This is a genomic window from Nostoc sp., assembly GCF_036917675.1.
GTDB lineage: Bacteria > Cyanobacteriota > Cyanobacteriia > Cyanobacteriales > Nostocaceae > Nostoc.
Genome location: NZ_JBALCT010000037.1, coordinates 38,684 through 60,164, shown reverse-complemented (window position 1 = coordinate 60,164; position 21,481 = coordinate 38,684). Strand labels below are relative to the sequence as shown.

Below are 21,481 nucleotides of genomic sequence, written 5' to 3'. Positions count from 1 at the left end.
AAGCGCCAAGACTGCGACCCCCTCACCGCAACGCACTGGCTCCCCTACATATCTTTTCATAAATCAAACCGGATTCCTATATAACGGTTCCCAAGTGCATTAAGTAAATATTAAAACCTCACCCCCAGCCCCTCTCCTTATTAAGGAGAGGGGAGATAAAGCACGTTGGTGTCAACTTAAGCTAAAAGTCTTTTCAAATTTTGTTTCCAGGCTCTGGCTGGAAATGCTGCTCAATTGCGGCTCTGCCGCGATTCCTATAACTGATATCGGTATGGGAGCATTTCAGTTTTGCAAATATACCATAAGAGAAACAAGATTCTTGCTCCAAGGAGAGGGTTGGGGTGAGGTTTTACAAAGCTTTTTACACTCATTGAGATGCTCCGTATCGGTATTCTGCCAAAAGATGAAATTGATAATAACTGATGATTGTTTAAATTCTTCCTGAAGCTGGAGCCAAATGGCGCGACATCTGTCCTAATCTTCTTATTATGGAACTAGGAAAGCCACTAAAAATTTCAGATTTAATCCGTGAACTTCGGCAGCAACTCGATATCTCTCAGGAAAAGTTTGCAGCCAAGTTGGGAGTTTCCCTGCGAACAGTCAATCGCTGGGAGAATGGATCTACAGTGCCTTCACAGATGGCACTAAAGCTAATTGAAAAAATGTTACACAATCTGGGCCAACCAGGCAAAAGACTACTGAACGAGTATCTTCCAAAAGCGGAGCAACGGGAGGACTCTTAAGATGAAGGTGAAAGTAACCAAAAAAAGATGATGCGTTCTCGGTTAGTAAGCTATGGTGTGATGATTCTGGCAGTCATAGCGGCGCTGCTGCTGACGCGACTGTTGTTGCCAGTCTTCGATCCGAGCGTATTTCCATTATTTTATGCTGCCGTGGCAGTCAGCGCCTGGTATGGCGGCATGAGACTTGGAGTACTAGCGATCGCCTTATCTGTGACAACTGCCTTTTACTTTTTGATTGAGCCAGTCTACTCGTTCAATATTCTTAACCTGAGCGTCTTGGTACGATTAACCACATTCTCACTAGTATCCTTTTTAATTACTGCCCTCTCTTCAGAGTTGCGAACAGCTAGACGCAAGGCAGAGACAAGCCTGAAGTTGTTGCAAAATAGCGAAATGCGGTTTAGCCGACTGGCAGAATCCAACATCATTGGGGTGATTGTAACTGATATGAAGAATGGCTCGATCATGGAAGCCAATGATGCTTTTCTAAAGATGGTCGGCTATACGCGAGAAAATTTGTCCGCTAACCAAATGAACTGGCGCGAGATTACCCCACCTGAGCATCTTATTTTGAGTGAGCGTTCAGTGGAAGAATTGAAAACTATCGGAGTATGTAAGCCCTTTGAGAAAGAATACATTCGGAAAGATGGCGATCGCATTCCCGTTTTGCTCGGTTCTGTCCTTGTGGGAGATACTCAAGAAACAGTGATTGGCTTCGTTGTTGATTTGAGCGAACGCAAACAAGCAGAAGCGGCATTACAGCAAGCCAATGAGCGGAATACACGCACTCTGGAAAATATGAGTGATGCATTTATTACTCTAGACCAAGACTGGCGAATCATTTACCAAAATGCTGAAGCAGAGAGAATTAACGGCAAACCCCGGACAGAGGTCATAGGTAAATCGCACTGGGATGAGTGGTCTATATCACTAGATACGAATCTAGAGCGCCAGTACCGTCGGGCGATCGCCGAACAAATTCCCGTCCACTTCGAGCATCACTACTACTTTCCGCATAAGTATGACCTGTGGCTGGAGATTCACGCTTACCCTTGTGAAGATGGTCTTGACATTTTCTTCCGTGACATCAGCAAACGCAAGCAAGCAGAGAAGGCAGTCCAAGCAAGCGAAGAACGCCTCAGAAGTTTTGTGAAAGCAAATGTAGTTGGCATTCTCTTTGGTGATGTAAATGGTGCGATCACTGAAGCCAATGACGAGTTCTTGCGAATTGTCGGCTATACCCAGGAAGATATCCAAGCAGGTAGATTAAGCTGGGCTGATATCACGCCTCCTGAGTATCAATATTTAGATGAACTGGCTATTTCCGAGGCAACAGCAAAGGGAAGCTGTACTCCCTATGAAAAGGAATGTATTCGCCAGGATGGTTCCATTGTCCCGGTTGTAGTTGGCTACTCCCTGTTAGGAGAATCTCGGCAGAAATCAGTCGCACTCATTTTCGATATTAGTGATCTCAAACAAGCGAAAAAAGCGCTGAGTCAGAGTCAAGAGCAATTTCAAGCTTTTATGGACAATATTCCAGCCGCAGCCTGGATTACGAATGCCGACGGACGTGTACTTTACCTCAGTCCAACTTATCTAAGCACATTCGACGTCGCAACAAATAAAGCGATTAATAAAAACATTTTTGACCTATACCCAGCCGAAATCGCTCAACCTTTGCTGGATAACATTAGAATGGTTGCACAGACGAATCAGGTTCTTGAAACCATCGAATCTGCCCCACGTACAGATGGCACCCTGGGGGAATTTTTGGTATATAAGTTTCCCATTGCCGATGCCTCTGGGCAACGCCTGGTAGGAGGGGTTGCAGTTGACATCACCGAACGCGAACGCGCCTTTCGTGAACGCCAGCTTGCTGAACTTGCCTTACAACAGCGCAGTGAACGACTGAAACTGCTCTCTGAAACAACCAGTGATTTGCTTTCAACCGAGCGCCCCTTGGATTTAATGAACAGCTTGTTTAGCAAACTCTCGGCGCAGATGGATTTGCATTTTTACTTTCACTATCTAATCGATACACACGAAAATAAGCAGAAACTTCGGTTAGTAGGTTGGAATGGCATTACTGATGAAGTATTTCAAGCAATTGAATACCTGGAATTTAATCAAGGGATGTGTGGACTAGTGGTGCAAGAACGCCGTCAAATTGTCGTCAATGATGTGCTGAACTCTACTCATCCAAATGCTGACATCATCAAGACTTTGGGAATTACAGCCTATGCCGGTCAACCCTTAATTGCTCAAGGAAAGCTGCTTGGTGTCCTTTCCTTTGCCAGTCGCACCCGTACCCACTTCACTTCTGGGGAAATTGCTTTATTACAAGCAACCTCCGATCAGGTGGCGGTTGCTCTGGAACGCGCCGAGTTGATGGCTTCGTTACAGCAGCAAAAAGAGCAATTAATCCAAGCTAATCGGATCAAAGATGAATTTTTGGCGGTTCTTTCCCACGAACTTCGCACGCCGCTAAACCCGATTCTGGGATGGTCGAAGTTATTGCAAACTAAAAAGTATGATGAAGCAACCACCACTCGCGCTCTTGAAACCATTGAACGCAATGCCAAGCTTCAAACGCAACTAATTGAAGATTTGCTGGATGTCTCTCGGATTTTGCAAGGTAAACTCAGCCTAAATATTACTCCTGTAAATCTGGAAAGTGCGATCGCCGCAGCAATAGAAACTGTACGTCTAGCGGCTGAAGCCAAATCGATCAATTTGCGATTTACTATTTTAGGTTTTAGATTAGAAAATTCTCACATAAATTTAGAATCTATCGATTTTAATCAGCAATCTGACAATCTCAAATCCCAAATTTCAAATCCCAAATTCCTAGTAACAGGTGATTTAGGTCGCTTGCAGCAAGTTATCTGGAATCTACTTTCCAATGCGATTAAGTTTACGCCCGAAGGTGGACAGGTAGAAATCAGTTTAGAGTCTGTTGGTTCTCAGGCTCAACTTCGAGTCAGTGATACAGGTAAGGGAATTAACCCAGATTTTTTACCATTCGTCTTTGACTACTTCCGACAAGCTGATGGTGCAACTACCAGGAAATTCGGCGGACTGGGCTTAGGATTAGCTATTGTTCGTCACATCGTAGAGCTACATGGCGGCACAGTTCAGGCAGAAAGTTTGGGTGAAGAACAGGGAGCAACCTTTACAGTCATGCTACCACTGATCAAGATTCATCTACATAGCCAGCAAAATGATAGACAACCTGATGATTCGCCTGATTTAAATGGGCTGAAAGTTCTGCTTGTGGATGATGAGCAGGATACGCGAGAGTTAATTGCTTTCATTTTGGAGCAGTCTGGCGCGGTAGTAACCCAGACTGCATCGGCTGTGGAAGCACTACAAGTTATGCCTGAGTTCCAGCCAAATTTGCTGTTAAGCGACATTGGAATGCCGGAAATAGACGGTTATATGCTGATACGTCAGATCAGAGCTATGTTACCAGAACTTGGAGGGCAAATTCCCGCGATCGCCCTGACAGCTTACGCATCTGAGGCTGATTATCAACAGGCAATTGCCGCCGGATTTGGGCAGCATATCACCAAACCTGTGGAGCCAGCTAAATTACTTCGAGCGATCGCAAACCTGATTTCTCCTTGTAGCGATCTCAAAACTAACTTACAACCCTTAGAAGCTCAAAAAAGACATAATTAACTCAGAGACGAATGGCACGCTTGAAAAGCCAAAATACTTGTGCTTTAAGCAATGAAAAATAACTAATTTTGAGAATTTACTTCAATTTTGCTTAACCAAATCACTAAGTCATCTGCATGAATTTCTATCTCATTTCCTAAAGTTTTGACATACAGAAGTCCATCACTAATGATTAAATCTCTGATTGGATACCATGTATCTCTTGTCTGGATTAAAAGATCCAATGGAATTCCTAGTTGTAAAGCATTCTTGCGATATTTCCACCAAGTTTGCCATAAAACGACAGATTTAGTACATTGCAACTTATAGTTTTTAGGTATTTGGGAGTATTGATACCGATAGAAACCACGACTATCTATGTTTCCTTTAAGGAGATAATTGCATTCTGGTAAAGTCTGATTCAGTAATTCCCAATGGGATGAGTGGGACAAAATCAAGAATTCAGTTGATGTGGTATTTAGTTGGGCAGTGGCAATTACGCCTTCAGCTTTTGTTGCCAGATTGCTAATATTATGAACTGTTTGTGCTGTTAAAGAACGATTTGCCAATAAAATATCTTTTTTCTCGATAGAGTTGTTTACAAATTCTCGAACTAAATCTAAATTAGATAACATAAAATTATTTTTAATAAATCAAATAGTGTTGTAATTATTATCACACTCTGTAATTAGTAATTACACTGCTTTGTCGGTAAATCCGGATAGTTTTTCAAATCGCCAGAAATCTTGCTCTTTTATTCTTTAAAATTGCGAAATCCGTTGGAAAGTTTATTGAAAGTCGGCCAGAAACTCCATCCCCTTGTGGGTGGAGAGGGATAGCCGCCCGCCGACTTCGGGCATTGGGCATTGGTGATTCTTCCCCATGCCCCATTCCCCATGCCCAAAAACTCCACCCACAAGGGGATGGAGTTTTTCATGTGTTGCAAATATTTTTTAAAATGGTATAATCTGACTCAAAATTATGAAATTCAGATTTCATCTGGATATATTCGGGAGCATCTCAGTTTTGCAAATATATCCAGATGAGAAACAAGATTCTTGCTCCTTCTCCAAAGCATCCCAGAGGGTTGGGGTGAGGTTTTAGAAGGCTTTTTACATTCATTGAGATGCTCCCGATATATTCTATCTTTACCTTTAGGCAAATTTAATTTTCGGATGCGTCTAAGTCTAATGGAACTAAAGCAATTTGGGATTACATTTTTGAGTGTTTGTATTGCGGCTTTTTCAGGAATGAAAGCAGCAGAGGCGGCATAGTTTTCAGTAATTGCTGATGGTCTTAATAATCCACGGGGTCTAACTTTTGGCCCTGACGGGAGTCTCTACGTTACAGAAGCAGGAACAGGCGGAGGTGGAGCTTGTGTTCCTTCACCGAGCGTTGAAAACCAATTTTTATGTTATGGCACAACTGGTGCAGTGACAAAAATTGAAAATGGTATTCAAAAACCTATACTTACAGGACTTCCTTCTTTAGCACTACCAGATGGTACTGATACTTCCGGTCCTCAGGATGTCAAATTTGATGCTACTGGCAAGCCTTATATTGCGGTTGGATATGGTTAAAATCCCACATTTCGCGTCAGATTAGGTAACACTGACTTAGGAAAAATCATCACTGCTAATTTCAATACAAATTCCTGGAGTAGTGTTGCTGATTTAGCTAATTATGAACTTGCAAATAATCCTGATAAAGGCGATGTAATTAGTAATCCCTTCTCTCTTCTTTTACAGGGAAATAATATTGTTGCAGTTGATGCGGGTGCCAATGACTTATTTAGTCTAGGGACTGATGGAAGTAATTTGAACGCGATCGCCACAATTCCCCGGCAGACATTAACTAATCCAGTTTTTCCCTCTGGTGCATCGTCATCGCCATTTGAAATCCAAGCAGTACCCACAAATGTCGCCAAAGGCCCAGATGGTGCTTATTATATTAGCCAATTAACTGGTTTTCCTTTTCCAGAAGGTAAAGCAAAAATCTATCGAATTGGTTCTGATCGTGAACCTACAGTCTATACTGATGGCTTTACCCAACTTACTGACTTAGCTTTTGATCCTGAGGGTAATTTATATGCTTTGCAATACGCTAATCAGTCACTCTGGAAAGGTAATCTAGATGGTTCTGTGATTAAAATAGCGACCGATGGAACTCGCACAACTATTCTTAGTGGCAATGGACTAGAGTCTCCTACTGCTTTGACTATTGGTGCTGATGGTGATATTTATGTGACAAACCGAGGCGATCGCCCTGGACTTGGACAAGTTCTCAAAATTGAGAATCCCAAGTCTGTTCCTGAATCTACTTCTACTTTGAGCTTATTAGCGCTTCTTGGCACTGCGAGCGTTACTTTGTTGCAAAATGGTAAAGCCAAACGACTTAAGGGACTTCCAGAAAATAAATTATTCCCTAATTGAAGAAGAATTCAGAATCAAGACGCTCGCGGACTTGCTAAGGCTGCGCTATCGGCGAGTCGCATTTTTGAGCGCAATGCCTACCCCATAACATCAGCGACACGCACTTAACATCAAGGCAGAATTCTTTTTACATCAGAATAGGCAAGTATTTTTTCATCTACACTCACCAAAGGAACATCATAAACTCTTGCTGTTGAAACTATAATTCTATTCCCAATCATCAGGAGAAATAACGGGTTCATTTGGATCTGCCAAATAAGCATAGGGTTGCATTTTTACAAGAGGATTAATGGCAAATTTGCCTTGATTCTCGGAAGAATAGCTAATTTGCCCAAACTTTTCTTGAATACTTTGCTTCAGAATAGAAGTAGCTAGTTCTTGAACAGATATCTCTTTTAAAGCAGCAGCTTTAATTAGAGATTCTTGAGTTTCTTGACTGATGTAAATATTAGTACCAATCATTTTTAACTCTATTTACTTTGTTACATGATATCAAACATCATCAGCAAAAATTTGAGTTATGTAATGTTGGGTTTCCTTGCTCTATTCAACTAACGAGATCGGCGATCGCTTCTGATGGAGAGAGTGCAACTTCAGGTTGATAGCGGATACCAGCTTGCTTGAAGCGATGTAAAGCTTCACCCAAGCGATCGCAGTCGGCAATCAAACTGATCCTGACATAACCCTCACCCGCAACCCCAAAGGCATTACCTGGAGTCAGGACAACGCCTGTTTGCTGCAATACGTTCAGGGCAAAATCCGTGGAACCAACGCCAACGGGACACTTCACCCAAAGATACATTGTCGCCTTAGTTTTGGGGATATCCCAACCCAACTCTCCTAATCCTTGAATCAGGAAATCGCGGCGGGTACGATAGCGTTGTTGTACCTCGTGCAAATACACATCTGGCAGTTGTAAAGCTGTTTCGGCTGCTGTTTGTAAGGCGGCAAAAATGCCGTAATCCAAGTTAGTTTTCAGCGTCCGCAAACCTTGAATTATATGGCGATTACCCACGACAAACCCAACGCGCCAACCAGCCATATTGTAGGTTTTAGATAAGGTGTGAAATTCCACACCAATATCTTTCGCGCCAGGAATTTCTAACAAGCTAGTGGGTTGATAACCATCAAAAGCTAACTCGGCATAACACAAATCATGCACCAGCATAATTTCATATTTGCGGGCGAAAGCGACGATTTCTTCAAAAAATTCACGGGGTGCGGTGGCAGCAGTGGGATTGCTGGGATAGTTGAAATAGAGAATTTTAGCTTGTTTTGCAACCTCGTCAGGAATCGCCGCTAAATCAATTAACCAGTCATTTTCTGGTTTAAGAATCAAACTGTGGATTTTCCCGCCAGCGATCGCTGGGCCGCGGAAATGGGCGGGATAAGCTGGGGAAGGAACCAGAACTAAATCACCAGGGTTAACGAAGGCGATCGCTAAATGGGTTAATCCTTCTTTAGAACCCAGCAGTGGCAAGGCTTCGCTATCAGGATCGAGAACCACACCATAACGGCGATGATACCAGTTGGTGATGGCACGGCGGAAACTAGCAGTGCCTTCAAAAGGAGGATAACCGTGATTAGCGGGATCTCTTAAAGCAGCGATCGCAGCTTCTACAACTGGTGCTGGCGTTGCACCATCGGGGTTTCCCATACCCAAATCAATTAAATCTAATCCTTGTTCCCGTGCTTTAGCTTTCAGTTCATCTAAACGGGCAAATACATAAGGTGGCAGTTTTTGTATGCGTTCTGCTGGGACAATCCAATTTAAACTCATTCTTCAACCTCGTCACTGATTCCCTTGGGCGAAACTCGACTCATAGTATCTCTACTCTCTATAGGTGCAGTGGTAGAAACCATTGCCGCCATCAACTGTTCTGGCGCGACTTTAAATGGTAGTCGATGGATGTCAGAATTAGGAACTAGAGCAATTTCAGTGGCTATTTGCAACTCGCCTAATGTGATATTGCCCAATCCCAAATCACTTAATTTTTGGGGTAGTCCAATTTCTGTGTAGAACTTTAACAATTGTTGTCGTGCCGAAGCGGCTAGTTGATTGCCTTGGAGCATTTCTTCTAAACGCAGTTGCACCAAAATTCCGAAAGCAACCTTTTCGCCATGAATACTGCCATGTCCAGAAATGTGCGTTAAACCATTATGCACCGCATGGGCGGCAACTGTGCGACACTGCGCCCCTCCAAGTCCCCCAACTACCCCAGCTAATAAAACAGTAGCGTCTACGACTTCTTGCCAAATCTCACTACCTGGTTCTTTCAGGGCGGCGGCTGACTTTTGCAACAAGATATCTCGCAAAACTCGCGCTTGTTGCACCGCCGCAATAATTAAAGTATCTTGCAAATGCCCACTGCTAACTGAGGCTTCATACCATTTAGCGATCGCATCACCAATTCCAGCTACTAAAGTACGTTGTGGTGCAGTTTTAATCAAGTCATAATCGAGTATCAGTAAATCGGGACAACGAGACAGCCCCACATCGTAGAGAAACGCCCCATCTTCCGAATAAACATTTGACAAAGCACTCCAAGCTGCACAGGTAGCCCCGGAAGTCGGAATTGTCACCACTGGCAACTGTAACTGCTGCGCGACTAATTTCGCTGTATCTAGGGCTTTGCCGCCACCAACACCGATAATCACATCAGCTTTATGTTCTTTTGCCGTCTTCTGTAAAGATTTCAGGCTAGCTTCGCAGCAATCTACACCATAGGAAGCTTGGGCAGTATCTAACTGTTGCGTTTCTAAAACTGGGTGCAAATTTTTTCGGCTGATGGCGAGAGTAGACTCACCTGCCACAATTAAGGGACGACTTCCCAAATAGGCGATCTCTGCTGCGCCTGCTTGCAACACCCCACAACCACGGATTACTTTTGCTGGGGCAACTGTGAGCGTAAATAATGAATTAGAGGTTTGAGTAGACAAAGAAGGTTGAGTAGAAAGTTTATTAGGCATATAATCTAGTTTGCCAAAACCTTGATATTTCTTAAACTAATAGACAGGCAATCGGGGATACTTGTTGCCAAGCTGGTTTTTGGATGGCTCCAAGCTTCCACCGGACTGATTTGGATTTGAGCCAAGCAATCAAATAGACAAAGCTTGTTGCCGACTGATTAAGTAGTTTGACGACGTTGCTTGAATCTATGATGCCCATTCACCTGAAATTCCCAACTATCAAAGTTTTGAATAACCGTATTAATTAACATTAGCATTGTCAGATTCTCAAGAAAAGCCATTGAGAATTGATAATCTGTAAATAGGCATTGGGCATTGGGCATTGGGAAAAGACAAGGAAGAAACTTGTCCCCCTATCCCCTTATGAACGTGGATTAAATAAAATGCAAAACCTCATCCTGTCTCACTATCCCTCTCCTTTATCTAGCTTCCCTCTCCTTTATAAGGAGAGGGATTGAGGGTGAGGTAAGCCAGGGACATAAATTGTTGTATGTTATTTAATTCTTATTCTTTGTCCCCCTGCTCCTCTTAAGCGGTAGGTTTTGGCAATTGGGCGAAATTGTCTGTATAAATTTCGACTGTGATTGGGGAATTTTGATGAGAAAGGAGCGATCGCTTGACCTCACCCAAGTAAACTGGTACAGAAATCCCTGTTTCCGGGTGGACAATGGTACGGGCGCGAACTGTCAAATTGTCGTCTTCCTGTGTACCTGAGCGACCATAAGAAAACAAATTACTAGCTGCTTGACGTAAAGTTGCTTCTAATTGTGTGGGTGTAATTTGGGGTGATGTGGCAATCACCGCTTGTGTTGACCCATTGTCATAAACTAGAGTGTACCGGACTGCTCCGGGAATCACAGTCCGGCTCAAGGGGACTATCGAGAGTCCAAACAAACCAGCCGTCAGCACTAGCATAAAGCCAGTTGTACCCACCAGGCGAAAGCGGATACCCCATTTGAGAATAAAAGCCAAAACTACTAAGGCAGCAAATACCAAGGTAGCTATACCTGACCATTGGGTGTACTGAAGAAAGTTAGCTGTTGTGAGCATAAGGTTGGTTATGGATGCGTCTTTTTTTCGTTACCGACACACCCATTTTACCGAGAGCGTACACCATAAGGGTTATCGTAGTCTCTAATGCTAATCAGAAATATTGGGCGCGATTGACTGCGATCGCAGTCATAATAAAGTTTAAACTTGCGTTTAGCCTAAGTTTAGTGGTGAAGTGAAGTCAACCTCAGAACAATTGAAACAGTAGATGAGCTACAACAAGTCATCCAGGAAAAACGCCGCCAAGGCTTAGAGCCATAGCTAAAACTGGTATTACTTTTCCAAATTCCTCAGTTATTCATAGGACTTACGCAAAATATCTCTCAAACTCTGATTTCTCTGTGTCGCGCCAGTTGCTACAACGGGGGGAACCCCCGCAACGCACTGGCTTCTCTGCGCCTCTGTGGTTCGTTATTCCGTAACTTGTGCGTAAGTCCTAATTCAGAACAGTATTGGCTCACCAGAGACGATATGGGAATTTTTAGATGTCTGCAACTTAGTTTGAATACTATCAATGATTGCTAGCCAATCAGCATCTTTGTTCCATTTGGAGTCAATCCGGGTTTTAGTCGCCGCGTCGTAGAGGTTACAAAAAACTACATTCTCTTCTCCAGCAGTTGCAGCGATAATCAGGGGCTTGGAAAAGTCCTGCACTAGTGATACAGCTAAAAGGAAACTTTTAGCAAAGTTCGTTTCTATTCCAGTTCTAACAATATAAATTTCATCGGCTCTGATGACGATGTCTAACTTAACGTTGTCCTTTTCTTTAAATTCTTTCGTCGTTAATTTAAGTTCTGATATATACCCAGTCAGTCCTGTTTTCTGCACAGGAATAGTGATTTTATTATTTATATCATAGTTATACCACAGGTAGGATTCCCCGCTTAATTCTCCTTTCTTCACATACAAATAGATAGGTTCTGGCGGGTTACAAAGACCTAGTTTAATTTCAGCAATCATGTTCGATGTTCCTTTATGAAAGATAAACTTTTTTCAGATATTCCGTCAAATTCAATATTTTTTAAAATCGTGCTTAACTGAAGAAAAATAATAAATATACAAAAGGGCATCTACAAGAGACGCCCGTCATGCAGGAAAAACCTAAAAGGTTTTCCCTACACCTTCCCAACAATCAGCAACTGTGACTAATTAAGTATTAGTCACGCTGTATAGTAATATTATTTACTAAAAATACCCGAGCGTCCTGAGTGTATACACTGGAAAGCAACTAATAGCTACTCTCAGTGCTTACAGCTACCTTCAGGTAAATAGACCACGCAGTAAGGGCACAGCATTGCTCATTAGTGTCAACTTAACGTGAAAGCCAATCTAGAAGCAGCTTTTATAGATTATCTCGTCAAGAGTCGTATCTCGTTCCCAGTCTCCGACTGGGAATGCCTAATCTGAGGCTCTGCCTCAAGACTGGCGGCAGAGCCGCAATTGAAGTGCATTTCCAGCCTTCTTGCTGAAACGAGGTTTTAAGAGGGTTTGCGCTTAAGTTGACACCAATGAGCATTGCTGTGCCCCTACGACAGATGTGGTTCAAATACTTGAATTCTGCTGTAATATCATGTCCCCTTGATTGCTTATTAAACCCGAAGAACCCCACCCCGCCGGCTCTTAGGGGATTAAGAGGTGGGGTTCTTTTATTATGGTATGGGTAATCTGGCGGACATGATATAACTGACTTGAATCAAAAGACCTCTAAGAGGAATGGCACTAAGTTAAGATACAGCCCTGGCCAAACATCTCTCTACGAATCGGAGAAGTTCGTCGAACTCACGTTAATTTGAATGAGATGCAAGCCTGTCTTGTTGGTTATAACGATGTACTACTCCACAAATGGCAGCCAAAATTAACCATGAGAGCGTATTCAAACGCAACTCGAATAGAGTTACGTCTACTGTATTGAATAGAACCCACGCCACAAAAGCCAAAAGATAACTGAAAAATATCAATCTGTCTTGTGTATTTATATATTTTGACTTTCGCAGTAATTGGACACCTATAATCAAAATCCAAGTGAGTAAGCCACAAAATAAAAAAGTACTCGGAAAACCAGTTTCAGCAGATAACATCAAAAACAAGTTATGGGGATGACCCAAGGAAATCTGCATCTGCGCTTTGTAGAGTCCACTAAAACTGCATAAGCCCCAGCCAGTCCAAGGATGTTCCTCAGCTAAAGACCAGGCAAACTCCCACTGAGTTTTTCGCATTAAAGCAACTGGTCTATCTGGATACATATCGTCATTTAACCTTGCCCAAAAGAAGGCAGGAATGTACTGACGAAAAAATTGAGCGACGGGCGAGGGCGCAAAAGCTGCCAAAAGCACGCTAGAAACGATCGCAGCGACACCGCCCACAAGAATGCGCCAACCTTGGTACAGTGCATAAGCTAAACAGGCAAAAATAGCGATCGCCCACCCATTCCGTGAGTCGGTGAAAATCAAGGCAATGAAATTTGTAATCACTGCCACGGTTAGGAAGAGGAGGGGGAGTGGGGAAGGTGGGGTCCCCTCTGGGGATAAGGGGTAATGGGGAGTAGGGAGTGGGGGAGACGAGGGAGCAAGGGGAGAATAACTAATGCCCCATGCCCGATGCCCGATGCCCCATGCCCCCTGCCCCATACTTAATCGCCATTGTTCGAGCCACAACCCTAGACCAAGGATAAAAACTATCGCTAGATAAGCAGCGAAGGTGTTAGCGTGCATGAAAAGTGAAGCGATGCGACCTGGTGGATTTCCTCCTGGTCTGATCGTCCAAGCAAAGACAATCCACAAAATCTCGAACTTCAAACTCCAGCCCAAAAATAACTGTCCCAAACCGATAATTATCACTGGCATGGAAGCGATCACCAAAATCCAAGCCATTTGCCGCAATTGAACAAATGTTTGAATCAGAGTGCTATGAGCAGCGAAAACTAAAAAGAATGGTAATAAATTAAATAAGCCGACAAAAGCTGGTGTCTTGTCTTGGGCAAACCCAGCAGTCACGATCAGCAACACACTCAAAAGGGCAAATCCCCTGTTGAGGGGGCGGCGACTAATTTTGCGGTATTGTTTCAGCAAAGTTATTAATGAGACAATACCTATAGTCACAGCCCCCAAGAAAGGACTCAATGGAAAGATTAAGAGTCCCCATAGAGAGTAGTTCCAAGAAGATTGCCAACGAGGCTTGAAATAGTCAAAAACTTTGTTCAAGCTGGCTCCCAACATTCCTCACGAGTGAGGCGAATTTGAGCTAGGGCGAAGATGGTAGGGATGATCCGACCATAGTTAGTGGCGATCGCTCTCCACCCTAAATCTGCAAAAAACCAAGTCCACATTATCGGCCCAATCACAGCAAACATCGTGCGGGTTGCCCCATAACGAGCTGCACTCACACTCATACCACGTTGCGCCATTTGCATAGTTACATAGCTTTGAAATTGCGTTGCAGCTGCTTCTGAGCCTGTAATCGCCGCTTGTCTGGCTACTTCATAGGTAGCAAAGTGGATGGCAAATTGACGGGCAATTTGCTTAAGTACAAGTGGTTGGAGCATCGAAGTAACAGCGATCGCACTACCGCCTTTGAAAAGTAACCCCAAGGGGTCACGTTGCAATAAAAGTGGTAGCGGTTGTTTTAGTTCTGATTTGAGCAGCTGACGCTGCACCTGTACAGTCAATTTTTGCTTTTCCTGTTCAGGCAATTTTTTCCACACCTGTCCTAACAGATGTAAAAATACTTCTGCTTCTAAATCAATAGTTGCCAGCTGATTAGAATAGGGAATTTTTAGATACTTACATACTTGAACTAAGGCTTGTCGATAAGTTACCTGCCCTGTGCGTCCCCGCAATACCGTTATCCCATCTGCCGCCAAAAAGCGAAAGCGACGCTCTAGTGAGTCTAGCCAAGCTTTGCGGTCTTGGCTTTGTACTTCGATAGGTTCGGGTGTGTGTACATAGTCTAGGGGATTGAACTTACGACTAAATAGAATTGCCGTTAAGTCTTGCAATTCTTCTTCGGTCGCTAACTCTAGCGCCGCCCTCATTTCATCCAATTTCCCTTCCTCCGTTCCGTGCAGCTTTCTGTACCTTATTCTACTATTAGCCTTCAGCAGTCATTAGTAGTAATTTTGTCCTTTGATAATAACTAATACTAATGACTAATGACTAATACAGCACTTTCCTGAATCATGAAGTACAGTAGCAGCAGTTAGCAAACCAATTTCGCAGGTGCATAGGATTGATGAGGTTTAAAGCAACTGCAATCAATACATCCACCATTTGAGTAGTTTTTGGAGAAAAAGTTTTGATAAAAGCTTTAAGCTGTGACCACCAATGTTCAATGGGATTGAAATCTGGGGAATAAGGAGATAGATTGATGACACTGGCACCAACAGATTCAATTATGGGTGTAATTTCATTGATCTTATTGATATTGCAGTGATTGGTGCGGGAATGGCCGGTTTAGTCTGCGTCCAGCAGTTAAGTCAAGCTGGATATTCGGTGCTAGTGGTGGACAAGTCCCGTGGTTTGGGAGGAAGACTGGCTACACGCCGCTTGCATGGAACTTGGGCGGATCATGGGGCTTGTTACCTGAAGCCAAAGGGGGAATTGTTCGGACGTTTTGTGGAGATATTGCGATCGCGCCATTGGTGTGGCGGCAATCTTGTAGAAGGTGCAATGCTTTCTGGATTAGCTGCGGCTGATGAAATTAATAATCAATTGCATCATCTACCTTTAGATAATGTGAACTTTTTAAACGTTTTTACCTGATTCTTTCATCTGTGGCTAGACTGATTTTGCACTATAGTGAGTCGCTATTTTTATGACTTACTAAATAAATGTGCAACAAATAAGTTTTTTAGATGCAACAGCAAATTTTGCAGCTAATCTAAAAGTGATGTAAATTGCCAAAAAAGCTTAACTTCATTAAAAACTTGTTCCTAATTCAAGTAGTTTTATTGCGGTTAATTTTGATCCCCTAGCCTTGATGCTGCATTTTATGTAGATTTCTGCCAAAAAGGCAGAAAATTTAAATAATTAGGATTATAAATAGAAAATATCGGTAACTTACCAGCTTATTGGACGCTGTTTTAATAAGTCATGCTGTGAACCAGTATAAACCTTAACTAAAATAAGCAAAGCCAAATGTCTGATATTTTACCAAGATAAAAGGCTAGTTTTAGGGTCTATTGCATATATCAGTTGAATTACTTCTAACTGATTGGCATGACGACGTTGATATCTAAAAAAGTTGTTTTCTTTACCAACCATTGACTGGATTAAAAAAGGAGTTTAAAAATCATGAAACCGGTAGTCAATTTAACACAGCAATCAGTAGTAGGAGAGATTGAAAGCATTTTGGGTACATATCCATCCCATCCATATCAACAAGCCTTTGCGATTCCTGACTTACGTCAAGAGCTAATTGCTTTCGTCCTGAACCGCATTCCCTCCTTTTACAGCATGATGCCTGACGGACAAATTCCGCTAGCAGAGGCTGAACAAGGAAGCTTGGCTTATTACGAGTTGCCTCGTAAACCCTTTGAGCAGCAACTACATTTACAAAATTTGATTCACCAAGGCATTTGTTTAATCGTTCAAGAAAAGTCAGATTGGATTAGGAATCATGTTTGTGAAACAGTTGAACCAGCTTGTGAACCTTCTCACTGGTTTGGTTAATAAGCTGACGCGCATCTAAATTTGATAATTTAGCACCTGAAACCGTTTGCTGCTTTAGATTGCCTTCTAAAACTAGATGATGAACATAAGCCTACCTATCAAAGTACAAGTCTAAAATCTAAAATACTTGCCTCTATTGCTCTCAAAAAGCTCGAAGTTTACGAGTCAAAAAAGATACAGCTAACTAGCCCTGTCTTGCGTATTGGTTCGTCAGTATCGAGGTTAAACCCCTTTGAATATGTGCAAACATCTAAAAAAGTTTACCTTCCCAACCAACAAGCCCTTGCCAAAGCCCTTCAGAATAAAGGTGGTAGATTTCTCAATGACTACATCCAAGCAATTAGCGATCGCCTTGATATAAGCAACCTACTCAAAGATGCTTTCGGAGAACAGTGGTAGAATACGACTGATCCCAAGGGAGAGTTGATTTTCCCTAAAAACGCCATTAGCCAAAAGCTGACAGATGATCGGATCACCGATTTGCGTCCGATGATTCGCAATGGCATGGGACAGCTATATATCCCCGGTTCGTCGATTAAAGGGGCAATTAGAACTGCGATCGCATATTACTTGCTCAAACATGGCGATCGCTTTCAAAAAAAACGAGATTTAATTCTGGTACAAAACCCAGACGACTTAGGCGAATGCTATCCCAAGATTCACACTTTCATCCGTGATTTGCAGGTAGATCCAAGTCATGAAACCAGAAAGATATCAGTGGTAGCATACTCAATTAGTAGTCAACGCAGGACATAACATACGTTTTTGAGAAAAACAAGTGCGATCGCTAATCTTCTAGACTACGTTAGCTCTGGCATCACACATCAATCAATACAATCTGCTCTGGGATTACGCTGACATCAATTGTTGGATGCGCTGTGGCTCCTCTCCCAGCCAATCTGGATTTTGGGCAGTGCTGTCGAAAATTGATGAAGTTTTGAATGGCTCAAACTCGCCGCGTGATGCCGCTTCTGCTGTTTTTGCTAAGAGCGATTGCACCTGCTGGTCGTTCATTGGCTGGAACGTCCGCACTGCTTCAAACGCTTGCTCTAAAATCTCCATGCTGTCAATTCCGGTAATCACAACCGATGTCGGCAGATTTAAAGCATAGTGTAAACACTCAATTGGCGTTACAGTATTTGATCGTAAAAGAATACCGTTTGCTAGGCTTTTCATCCCCAGAACGCCGATGTTTTGTTTAACAAGTTCTGGTACAACCAGCTTTGCAAAGCTCCGGTAGTGGGCATCCATCACATTGAGCGGCATCTGCACTGTATCAAATTTAAACCCGTGAGTGGCTGCAACTTCCAGCATATGCAGATGAACATGGGGATCTTTGTGCCCAGTGAAGCCAATATATCGAATTTTGCCAGCTTCTTGCGCCTCAATTAAGGCAGCATTCGCCCCTTCTTTGTCAAAAACTCGATGCGGATCTTCATACCGAATGATTTCGTGATGCTGCACAAGATCGATGCAATCAACTTGCAGGCGTTGAAGAGATTCGTCTAGCTGTCTTGCGGCTTCTTTCTTAGAGCGGCCGTCAATTTTCGTCATCAGGAACACTTTGTCTCGGTAGCGATCGCGCAGCGCTTTTCCCATGCGAATCTCGCTAACTCCATCGTTGTAATCCCAACTGTTATCCATAAAGGTGATGCCGCGATCAATCGCTGTTCTCACAATTCGGATACCCAGTTGCTCATCAACGTGCTTCAAGGCGATGTGCCAACCACCCAATCCAATTGCAGAAACTTTTTCTCCTGTACTGCCCAGAACTCGGTATTGCATTTCTGAATTTGGCGTAGTTCCTGACATGTGTTCTCCAAGTCTTTCAGCTATTACTTTAAGTACATATAGCTGTGTGCCAATTCAAAATGCAAGGGAAAGTTGAGAATATCTTGCTGAAGATACAGTTTCTGAACCGATCGGGAAAATACTGAAGAAGCCAAAATAGGGATGGCAATTAGAAATGTGTGAGGTAAAGATAGGACTAACGTAAAACTAAATATAGTAGGGGCAATTCATGAATTGCTCCTACCGAAAAATCAAAGTTTGGGCTATTCGATAAGAACTCAAAATTTTAGTTTTGGGCTTTTATGTTTGCAGTTCCCAACAATTAAAACCTGCGTGGCGTTAAGGAGACGGAACCGCGACTCGATTGCCGGGAACAATCAGTGGCTGGTAGGAAAATACTTCTCGGCTACGGGGATTGACGGTTACTTTGACCCAATTCACATCGTTGGTGCCGTTCGCCGCATTGGCGCCAAATGTCTCAACACGAGTGAAGTTCTCTATGCGTCTGCCTTGAGCATGGGCGATCTATCGGGACGACAGGGTTCGCACCGTAATGTGCGCTACGATTCCACCTGCTCTCGTGCATAACGCGTTGGCGGTAGTCCGACATAGCGGGTGAATGCGACGCTGAACGCGCTTGCGGAGCCGTAGCCGACGCGTTCCGCAATTTCAGCGACGCCACCTTGTTTGCGCCGCAGCATATTCTTGGCCATGACCATGCGCCAAGCGAGCAGGTACTCCATCGGGGCAACGCCCACTGCGCGGCGGAATCGCTCGAAGAACGCCGAGCGAGAGAGGACTGCCACTTTCGCCAACTGCGCAACCGTCCAGGACTGGGTCGGACTTTCGTGCATTTGTCGGATCGCGAGGGCGAGGCGTTCGTCGGCAAGCCCACGCACGAGGCCGGGCGAGGCCGCAGTCCCCGCCGTGGATCGGAGGGCTTCGATGAGAAGAACCTCCAGAAGGCGTGCTAGGATGACATCACGCGCGGGCCGCATCTCGCGAGATTCTTCTCCAACAAGCTGCACGATGGTGCCCAGCCTCCTCTCGCCGCGAACATGAACGAGTTGCGGGATGAGCGAAACCAGCAAGGCCGCGTCCGGCGAACCAAAGACGCAGTAGCCAACCAGCAGCCGAACGTCAGGCAAGCCGCTTTGAATGCCATGTCTTACCTCGCCATGAAGCAAAGAGACAGTCGAGGGATTGATTTTCTCGGGTGTCGCCGGCTCAAGACCTGACATCGTAAAGCTTGAGGCCGAAGGGAGCAGGACAAAGTCGCTCTCCCGAAGGGTGATCGGTTCGTGTCCATCGACCGCAAGGCGACAGGATCCGTCAAGGATCACGCAGAAAAAGGGTCGTCCGTACTCAGAGCGGCGAACACTCCATCCACCCGTACCACTGACAATCTTCGAGAGTGGGGTCTCCGGTTGGAGCATCGTAACAACCTCCGCGAGCGGATCGACCATATTTGGACTCCTGCAAATGAAACTTGTACCCCTGATTATTGCAAGTCCTGATGTGGCTGTCTATAGTATCGGTAGTTCAAATCAGAAGGAGTCTCCATGAAAACCGTCCTAATCACCGGATGTTCGTCCGGGTTCGGCCTCGAAACCGCCCAGTACTTCCTCAATCGCGATTGGAAGGTCGTCGCTACGATGCGCACGCCGCGCGAGGACGTTCTGCCACGTTCCGAACGTCTACGCGTGCTCACTCTCGATGTGACCGAACCGGAAAGCATTCGTCTGGCAGTGGAGGCCGCAGGGCCGATCGATGTCCTGGTCAACAACGCAGGTATTGGGTTGATGGGTGTGCTCGAAGGCACTTCGATGGAGACCGTGCGCGCGGTCTTCGAGGCGAACACTCTTGGTACGATGGCAATGACTCAGGCGGTGTTGCCTCAGTTCAGACAACGGAAAGCAGGTGTCATCGTGAACGTCACGTCGAGTACGACGTTGAAGCCGCTTCCTCTACTTTCGGTGTACACGGCGAGCAAGGCTGCGGTCAACGCGTTCACCGAGTCTCTTGCGCTAGAACTCCAGCCATTCAATGTGCGTGTGAACTTGGTGATACCGGGAGAGGCTCCAGAGACACCCTTTAGTAAAAACGCACAGTCCCGGATGCAGGGTGGCATCCCCGAGGCGTACGCCGGCTTTGCACAAAGTGTCTTCGCGGGAATGGGGAACTCGTCTGCGGTCACTCGGGCGCTGGACGTTGCGGAAGCGGTGTGGCGCGCGGCGAACGATCCATCGTCGCCGCTTCGCATTCCAGCGGGCGCTGACGCCGTGGTATTGGCCGAGTCATGCTGAACCTAGACTCCGGCCTTTTACTGGTCGCTGTGGATTATGAGGCATACGAATCGCTCTTGCTATAGCGGTTCTTAGTTGGGTGCAATACAACCTGACTTTGCCGTGCTGCGATATTTATTTTCCGCTATAAAAAAAGGCAATTTCTTTCTCTTTTAGGGGTGCGAAACCAGCATCTACAAGTAATTGGTCGAGTTCTGGTTGGGGAATGTGTTTTGCGCCAATTCGCACAATGCGCGATCGCATCGTATTAGATACGCCACTCCTCTGTCTATTGCCTTCTAGCGCCATGACTTTACCATAAAGTTCTAGCTTGGCAGGGGGAATTGCAGAACCATCAAAATCGATTCCCTGTGCGATCGCTTCATCAATAGCATCAGCACCTGTGGTAGTTTGATTCCCTGGGTTAGTTTCAGTAGGCATGGTGATTTGCTCTTATTCGCTACGGGTAGATTTTACCAGTCTTACTGACACCAACGCTACTTACTAGCTTTTTTGCTATGGACGCACAGGTGGGCATTTGTGTCAAATTAAGGTTAAAAGGGCGGTTCAAAACTGGCGAATGACCTTCCGCCAAGGCTAATTACGAATTTGTCGCGTCACCAAACCCCCAGCAAACGCCCCTAAGATAGTGCCTGTCCATAGTCCTGTTGTGCTACCTTGCCATATTGCTCCCGGTGTTATCCAAGCGTTGCACATCTCCTTTAAACCCCAAGGTTGGTTTTGACACTTTTGGCTATGCAGCATTATGGTAATTTGCCCACTGGTGTAAGCACCAAAAAAACCTGATGACAGCGCCAAAAAAGTGCAAATTAAAATTCTATTTTTTGTCATTAGTCATTAGTCATTTTTCCTTTATTCCTTTA

General features: G+C 44.4%; 20 protein-coding genes and 3 pseudogenes. 8 read left to right on the top strand and 15 right to left on the bottom strand.

The genetic code is table 11. The features are described from left to right. Positions 1-488 precede the first annotated feature (488 nt). Both V7K31_RS12725 and V7K31_RS12720 read left to right on the top strand, forming a co-directional pair. Positions 489-743: a helix-turn-helix domain-containing protein gene (locus V7K31_RS12725; protein ID WP_335094698.1), complete on the top strand. Its 255-nt coding sequence runs from the start codon at positions 489-491 to the stop codon at positions 741-743. Positions 744-770: 27 nt separating this feature from the next. Continuing rightward, complete coding sequence (locus V7K31_RS12720; protein WP_442941270.1) at positions 771-4,424, top strand: PAS domain S-box protein; 3,654 nt, start codon at positions 771-773, stop codon at positions 4,422-4,424. 62 nt (positions 4,425-4,486) lie between these two features. On the opposite strand, the gene V7K31_RS12715 is transcribed toward V7K31_RS12720, so the two are convergent. Further along, positions 4,487-5,038 (bottom strand): hypothetical protein, encoded by a 552-nt coding sequence (locus V7K31_RS12715; RefSeq protein WP_335094697.1) that lies wholly within the window; start codon positions 5,036-5,038, stop codon positions 4,487-4,489. 119 nt (positions 5,039-5,157) lie between these two features. Then, positions 5,158-5,340, bottom strand: coding sequence for a hypothetical protein (locus V7K31_RS12710; RefSeq protein WP_335094696.1), 183 nt, complete (start codon positions 5,338-5,340; stop codon positions 5,158-5,160). A 346-nt stretch (positions 5,341-5,686) separates the two neighbouring features. Here V7K31_RS12710 and V7K31_RS12705 point away from each other — a divergent pair. Then, positions 5,687-6,835: pseudogene (locus V7K31_RS12705) on the top strand (ScyD/ScyE family protein). Positions 6,836-7,042: 207 nt separating this feature from the next. Here V7K31_RS12705 and V7K31_RS12700 read toward each other — a convergent pair. From V7K31_RS12700 to V7K31_RS31865, 9 genes are all read right to left on the bottom strand, one after another. Next, positions 7,043-7,297, bottom strand: coding sequence for a hypothetical protein (locus V7K31_RS12700; protein WP_335094695.1), 255 nt, complete (start codon positions 7,295-7,297; stop codon positions 7,043-7,045). Positions 7,298-7,382: 85 nt separating this feature from the next. Beyond that, positions 7,383-8,615 carry an aspartate aminotransferase gene (locus V7K31_RS12695; protein ID WP_335094694.1) on the bottom strand — a complete coding sequence of 411 codons (1,233 nt, stop codon included), beginning with the start codon at positions 8,613-8,615 and terminating at the stop codon, positions 7,383-7,385. Then, complete coding sequence (locus V7K31_RS12690; RefSeq protein WP_335094693.1) at positions 8,612-9,805, bottom strand: iron-containing alcohol dehydrogenase family protein; 1,194 nt, start codon at positions 9,803-9,805, stop codon at positions 8,612-8,614. The genes V7K31_RS12695 and V7K31_RS12690 overlap by 4 nt, the downstream gene beginning before the upstream one ends. Positions 9,806-9,963: 158 nt before the next feature. After that, positions 9,964-10,128, bottom strand: a complete 165-nt coding sequence (locus V7K31_RS12685) for a hypothetical protein (RefSeq protein WP_335094692.1) — start codon at positions 10,126-10,128, stop codon at positions 9,964-9,966. 205 nt (positions 10,129-10,333) lie between these two features. Beyond that, positions 10,334-10,855, bottom strand: coding sequence for a Ycf51 family protein (locus V7K31_RS12680; protein WP_335094691.1), 522 nt, complete (start codon positions 10,853-10,855; stop codon positions 10,334-10,336). Positions 10,856-11,296: 441 nt separating this feature from the next. Continuing rightward, positions 11,297-11,815 (bottom strand): hypothetical protein, encoded by a 519-nt coding sequence (locus V7K31_RS12675; protein WP_335094690.1) that lies wholly within the window; start codon positions 11,813-11,815, stop codon positions 11,297-11,299. A gap of 824 nt (positions 11,816-12,639) precedes the next feature. Further along, positions 12,640-14,070: an O-antigen ligase family protein gene (locus V7K31_RS12670; protein ID WP_335094689.1), complete on the bottom strand. Its 1,431-nt coding sequence runs from the start codon at positions 14,068-14,070 to the stop codon at positions 12,640-12,642. Then, positions 14,052-14,894: a YaaW family protein gene (locus V7K31_RS12665; protein WP_335094688.1), complete on the bottom strand. Its 843-nt coding sequence runs from the start codon at positions 14,892-14,894 to the stop codon at positions 14,052-14,054. Before V7K31_RS12665 ends, V7K31_RS12670 begins: the two co-directional genes overlap by 19 nt. Positions 14,895-15,027: 133 nt before the next feature. Continuing rightward, entirely contained in the window at positions 15,028-15,219 is a 192-nt protein-coding gene (locus tag V7K31_RS31865) for a hypothetical protein (RefSeq protein ID WP_442941273.1), read from the bottom strand. Between the two features lie 39 nt (positions 15,220-15,258). Here V7K31_RS31865 and V7K31_RS12660 point away from each other — a divergent pair. From V7K31_RS12660 to V7K31_RS12650, 3 genes and pseudogenes are all read left to right on the top strand, one after another. Next, positions 15,259-15,489, top strand: a pseudogene (locus V7K31_RS12660) (FAD-dependent oxidoreductase); the annotation flags it as partial. Between the two features lie 654 nt (positions 15,490-16,143). Continuing rightward, positions 16,144-16,521 (top strand): hypothetical protein, encoded by a 378-nt coding sequence (locus V7K31_RS12655; protein WP_335094687.1) that lies wholly within the window; start codon positions 16,144-16,146, stop codon positions 16,519-16,521. 123 nt (positions 16,522-16,644) lie between these two features. Beyond that, a pseudogene (locus tag V7K31_RS12650) lies at positions 16,645-17,118 on the top strand (RAMP superfamily CRISPR-associated protein); the annotation flags it as partial. Between the two features lie 252 nt (positions 17,119-17,370). Here V7K31_RS12650 and V7K31_RS12645 read toward each other — a convergent pair. Continuing rightward, positions 17,371-18,333, bottom strand: a complete 963-nt coding sequence (locus V7K31_RS12645) for an aldo/keto reductase (protein WP_335094686.1) — start codon at positions 18,331-18,333, stop codon at positions 17,371-17,373. Between the two features lie 312 nt (positions 18,334-18,645). On the opposite strand from V7K31_RS12645, the gene V7K31_RS12640 reads away from it, so the two are divergent. Beyond that, positions 18,646-18,900, top strand: a complete 255-nt coding sequence (locus V7K31_RS12640) for a hypothetical protein (protein ID WP_335094685.1) — start codon at positions 18,646-18,648, stop codon at positions 18,898-18,900. Here the strand turns inward: V7K31_RS12640 and V7K31_RS12635 are convergent. After that, positions 18,873-19,778: an AraC family transcriptional regulator gene (locus V7K31_RS12635; protein WP_335094684.1), complete on the bottom strand. Its 906-nt coding sequence runs from the start codon at positions 19,776-19,778 to the stop codon at positions 18,873-18,875. The two genes, V7K31_RS12640 and V7K31_RS12635, sit on opposite strands and share 28 nt — an antisense overlap. Positions 19,779-19,874: 96 nt before the next feature. Here V7K31_RS12635 and V7K31_RS12630 point away from each other — a divergent pair, with 96 nt between their 5' ends. Then, positions 19,875-20,618 carry an SDR family oxidoreductase gene (locus tag V7K31_RS12630; protein ID WP_335094683.1) on the top strand — a complete coding sequence of 248 codons (744 nt, stop codon included), beginning with the start codon at positions 19,875-19,877 and terminating at the stop codon, positions 20,616-20,618. Between the two features lie 114 nt (positions 20,619-20,732). Here the strand turns inward: V7K31_RS12630 and V7K31_RS12625 are convergent, their stop codons facing one another. Both V7K31_RS12625 and V7K31_RS12620 read right to left on the bottom strand, forming a co-directional pair. Further along, positions 20,733-21,038, bottom strand: coding sequence for a small RNA NsiR4-regulated ssr1528 family protein (locus tag V7K31_RS12625; RefSeq protein ID WP_335094682.1), 306 nt, complete (start codon positions 21,036-21,038; stop codon positions 20,733-20,735). Positions 21,039-21,194: 156 nt separating this feature from the next. Beyond that, complete coding sequence (locus tag V7K31_RS12620) at positions 21,195-21,449, bottom strand: hypothetical protein (protein WP_335094681.1); 255 nt, start codon at positions 21,447-21,449, stop codon at positions 21,195-21,197. Positions 21,450-21,481 lie beyond the last annotated feature (32 nt).

Excerpts from the sequence above, each read along its gene's own strand:
- V7K31_RS12725 (WP_335094698.1), top strand. The coding sequence starts at position 489 with ATGGAACTAGGAAAGCCACTAAAAATTTCAGATTTAATCCGTGAACTT.
- V7K31_RS12720 (WP_442941270.1), top strand. The coding sequence starts at position 771 with ATGATGCGTTCTCGGTTAGTAAGCTATGGTGTGATGATTCTGGCAGTC.
- V7K31_RS12715 (WP_335094697.1), bottom strand. The coding sequence starts at position 5,038 with ATGTTATCTAATTTAGATTTAGTTCGAGAATTTGTAAACAACTCTATC.
- V7K31_RS12710 (WP_335094696.1), bottom strand. The coding sequence starts at position 5,340 with ATGAAAAACTCCATCCCCTTGTGGGTGGAGTTTTTGGGCATGGGGAAT.
- V7K31_RS12700 (WP_335094695.1), bottom strand. The coding sequence starts at position 7,297 with ATGATTGGTACTAATATTTACATCAGTCAAGAAACTCAAGAATCTCTA.
- V7K31_RS12695 (WP_335094694.1), bottom strand. The coding sequence starts at position 8,615 with ATGAGTTTAAATTGGATTGTCCCAGCAGAACGCATACAAAAACTGCCA.
- V7K31_RS12690 (WP_335094693.1), bottom strand. The coding sequence starts at position 9,805 with ATGCCTAATAAACTTTCTACTCAACCTTCTTTGTCTACTCAAACCTCT.
- V7K31_RS12685 (WP_335094692.1), bottom strand. The coding sequence starts at position 10,128 with ATGCCCAATGCCCAATGCCTATTTACAGATTATCAATTCTCAATGGCT.
- V7K31_RS12680 (WP_335094691.1), bottom strand. The coding sequence starts at position 10,855 with ATGCTCACAACAGCTAACTTTCTTCAGTACACCCAATGGTCAGGTATA.
- V7K31_RS12675 (WP_335094690.1), bottom strand. The coding sequence starts at position 11,815 with ATGATTGCTGAAATTAAACTAGGTCTTTGTAACCCGCCAGAACCTATC.
- V7K31_RS12670 (WP_335094689.1), bottom strand. The coding sequence starts at position 14,070 with ATGTTGGGAGCCAGCTTGAACAAAGTTTTTGACTATTTCAAGCCTCGT.
- V7K31_RS12655 (WP_335094687.1), top strand. The coding sequence starts at position 16,144 with ATGAAACCGGTAGTCAATTTAACACAGCAATCAGTAGTAGGAGAGATT.
- V7K31_RS12645 (WP_335094686.1), bottom strand. The coding sequence starts at position 18,333 with ATGTCAGGAACTACGCCAAATTCAGAAATGCAATACCGAGTTCTGGGC.
- V7K31_RS12635 (WP_335094684.1), bottom strand. The coding sequence starts at position 19,778 with ATGGTCGATCCGCTCGCGGAGGTTGTTACGATGCTCCAACCGGAGACC.
- V7K31_RS12630 (WP_335094683.1), top strand. The coding sequence starts at position 19,875 with ATGAAAACCGTCCTAATCACCGGATGTTCGTCCGGGTTCGGCCTCGAA.
- V7K31_RS12625 (WP_335094682.1), bottom strand. The coding sequence starts at position 21,038 with ATGCCTACTGAAACTAACCCAGGGAATCAAACTACCACAGGTGCTGAT.
- V7K31_RS12620 (WP_335094681.1), bottom strand. The coding sequence starts at position 21,449 with ATGACAAAAAATAGAATTTTAATTTGCACTTTTTTGGCGCTGTCATCA.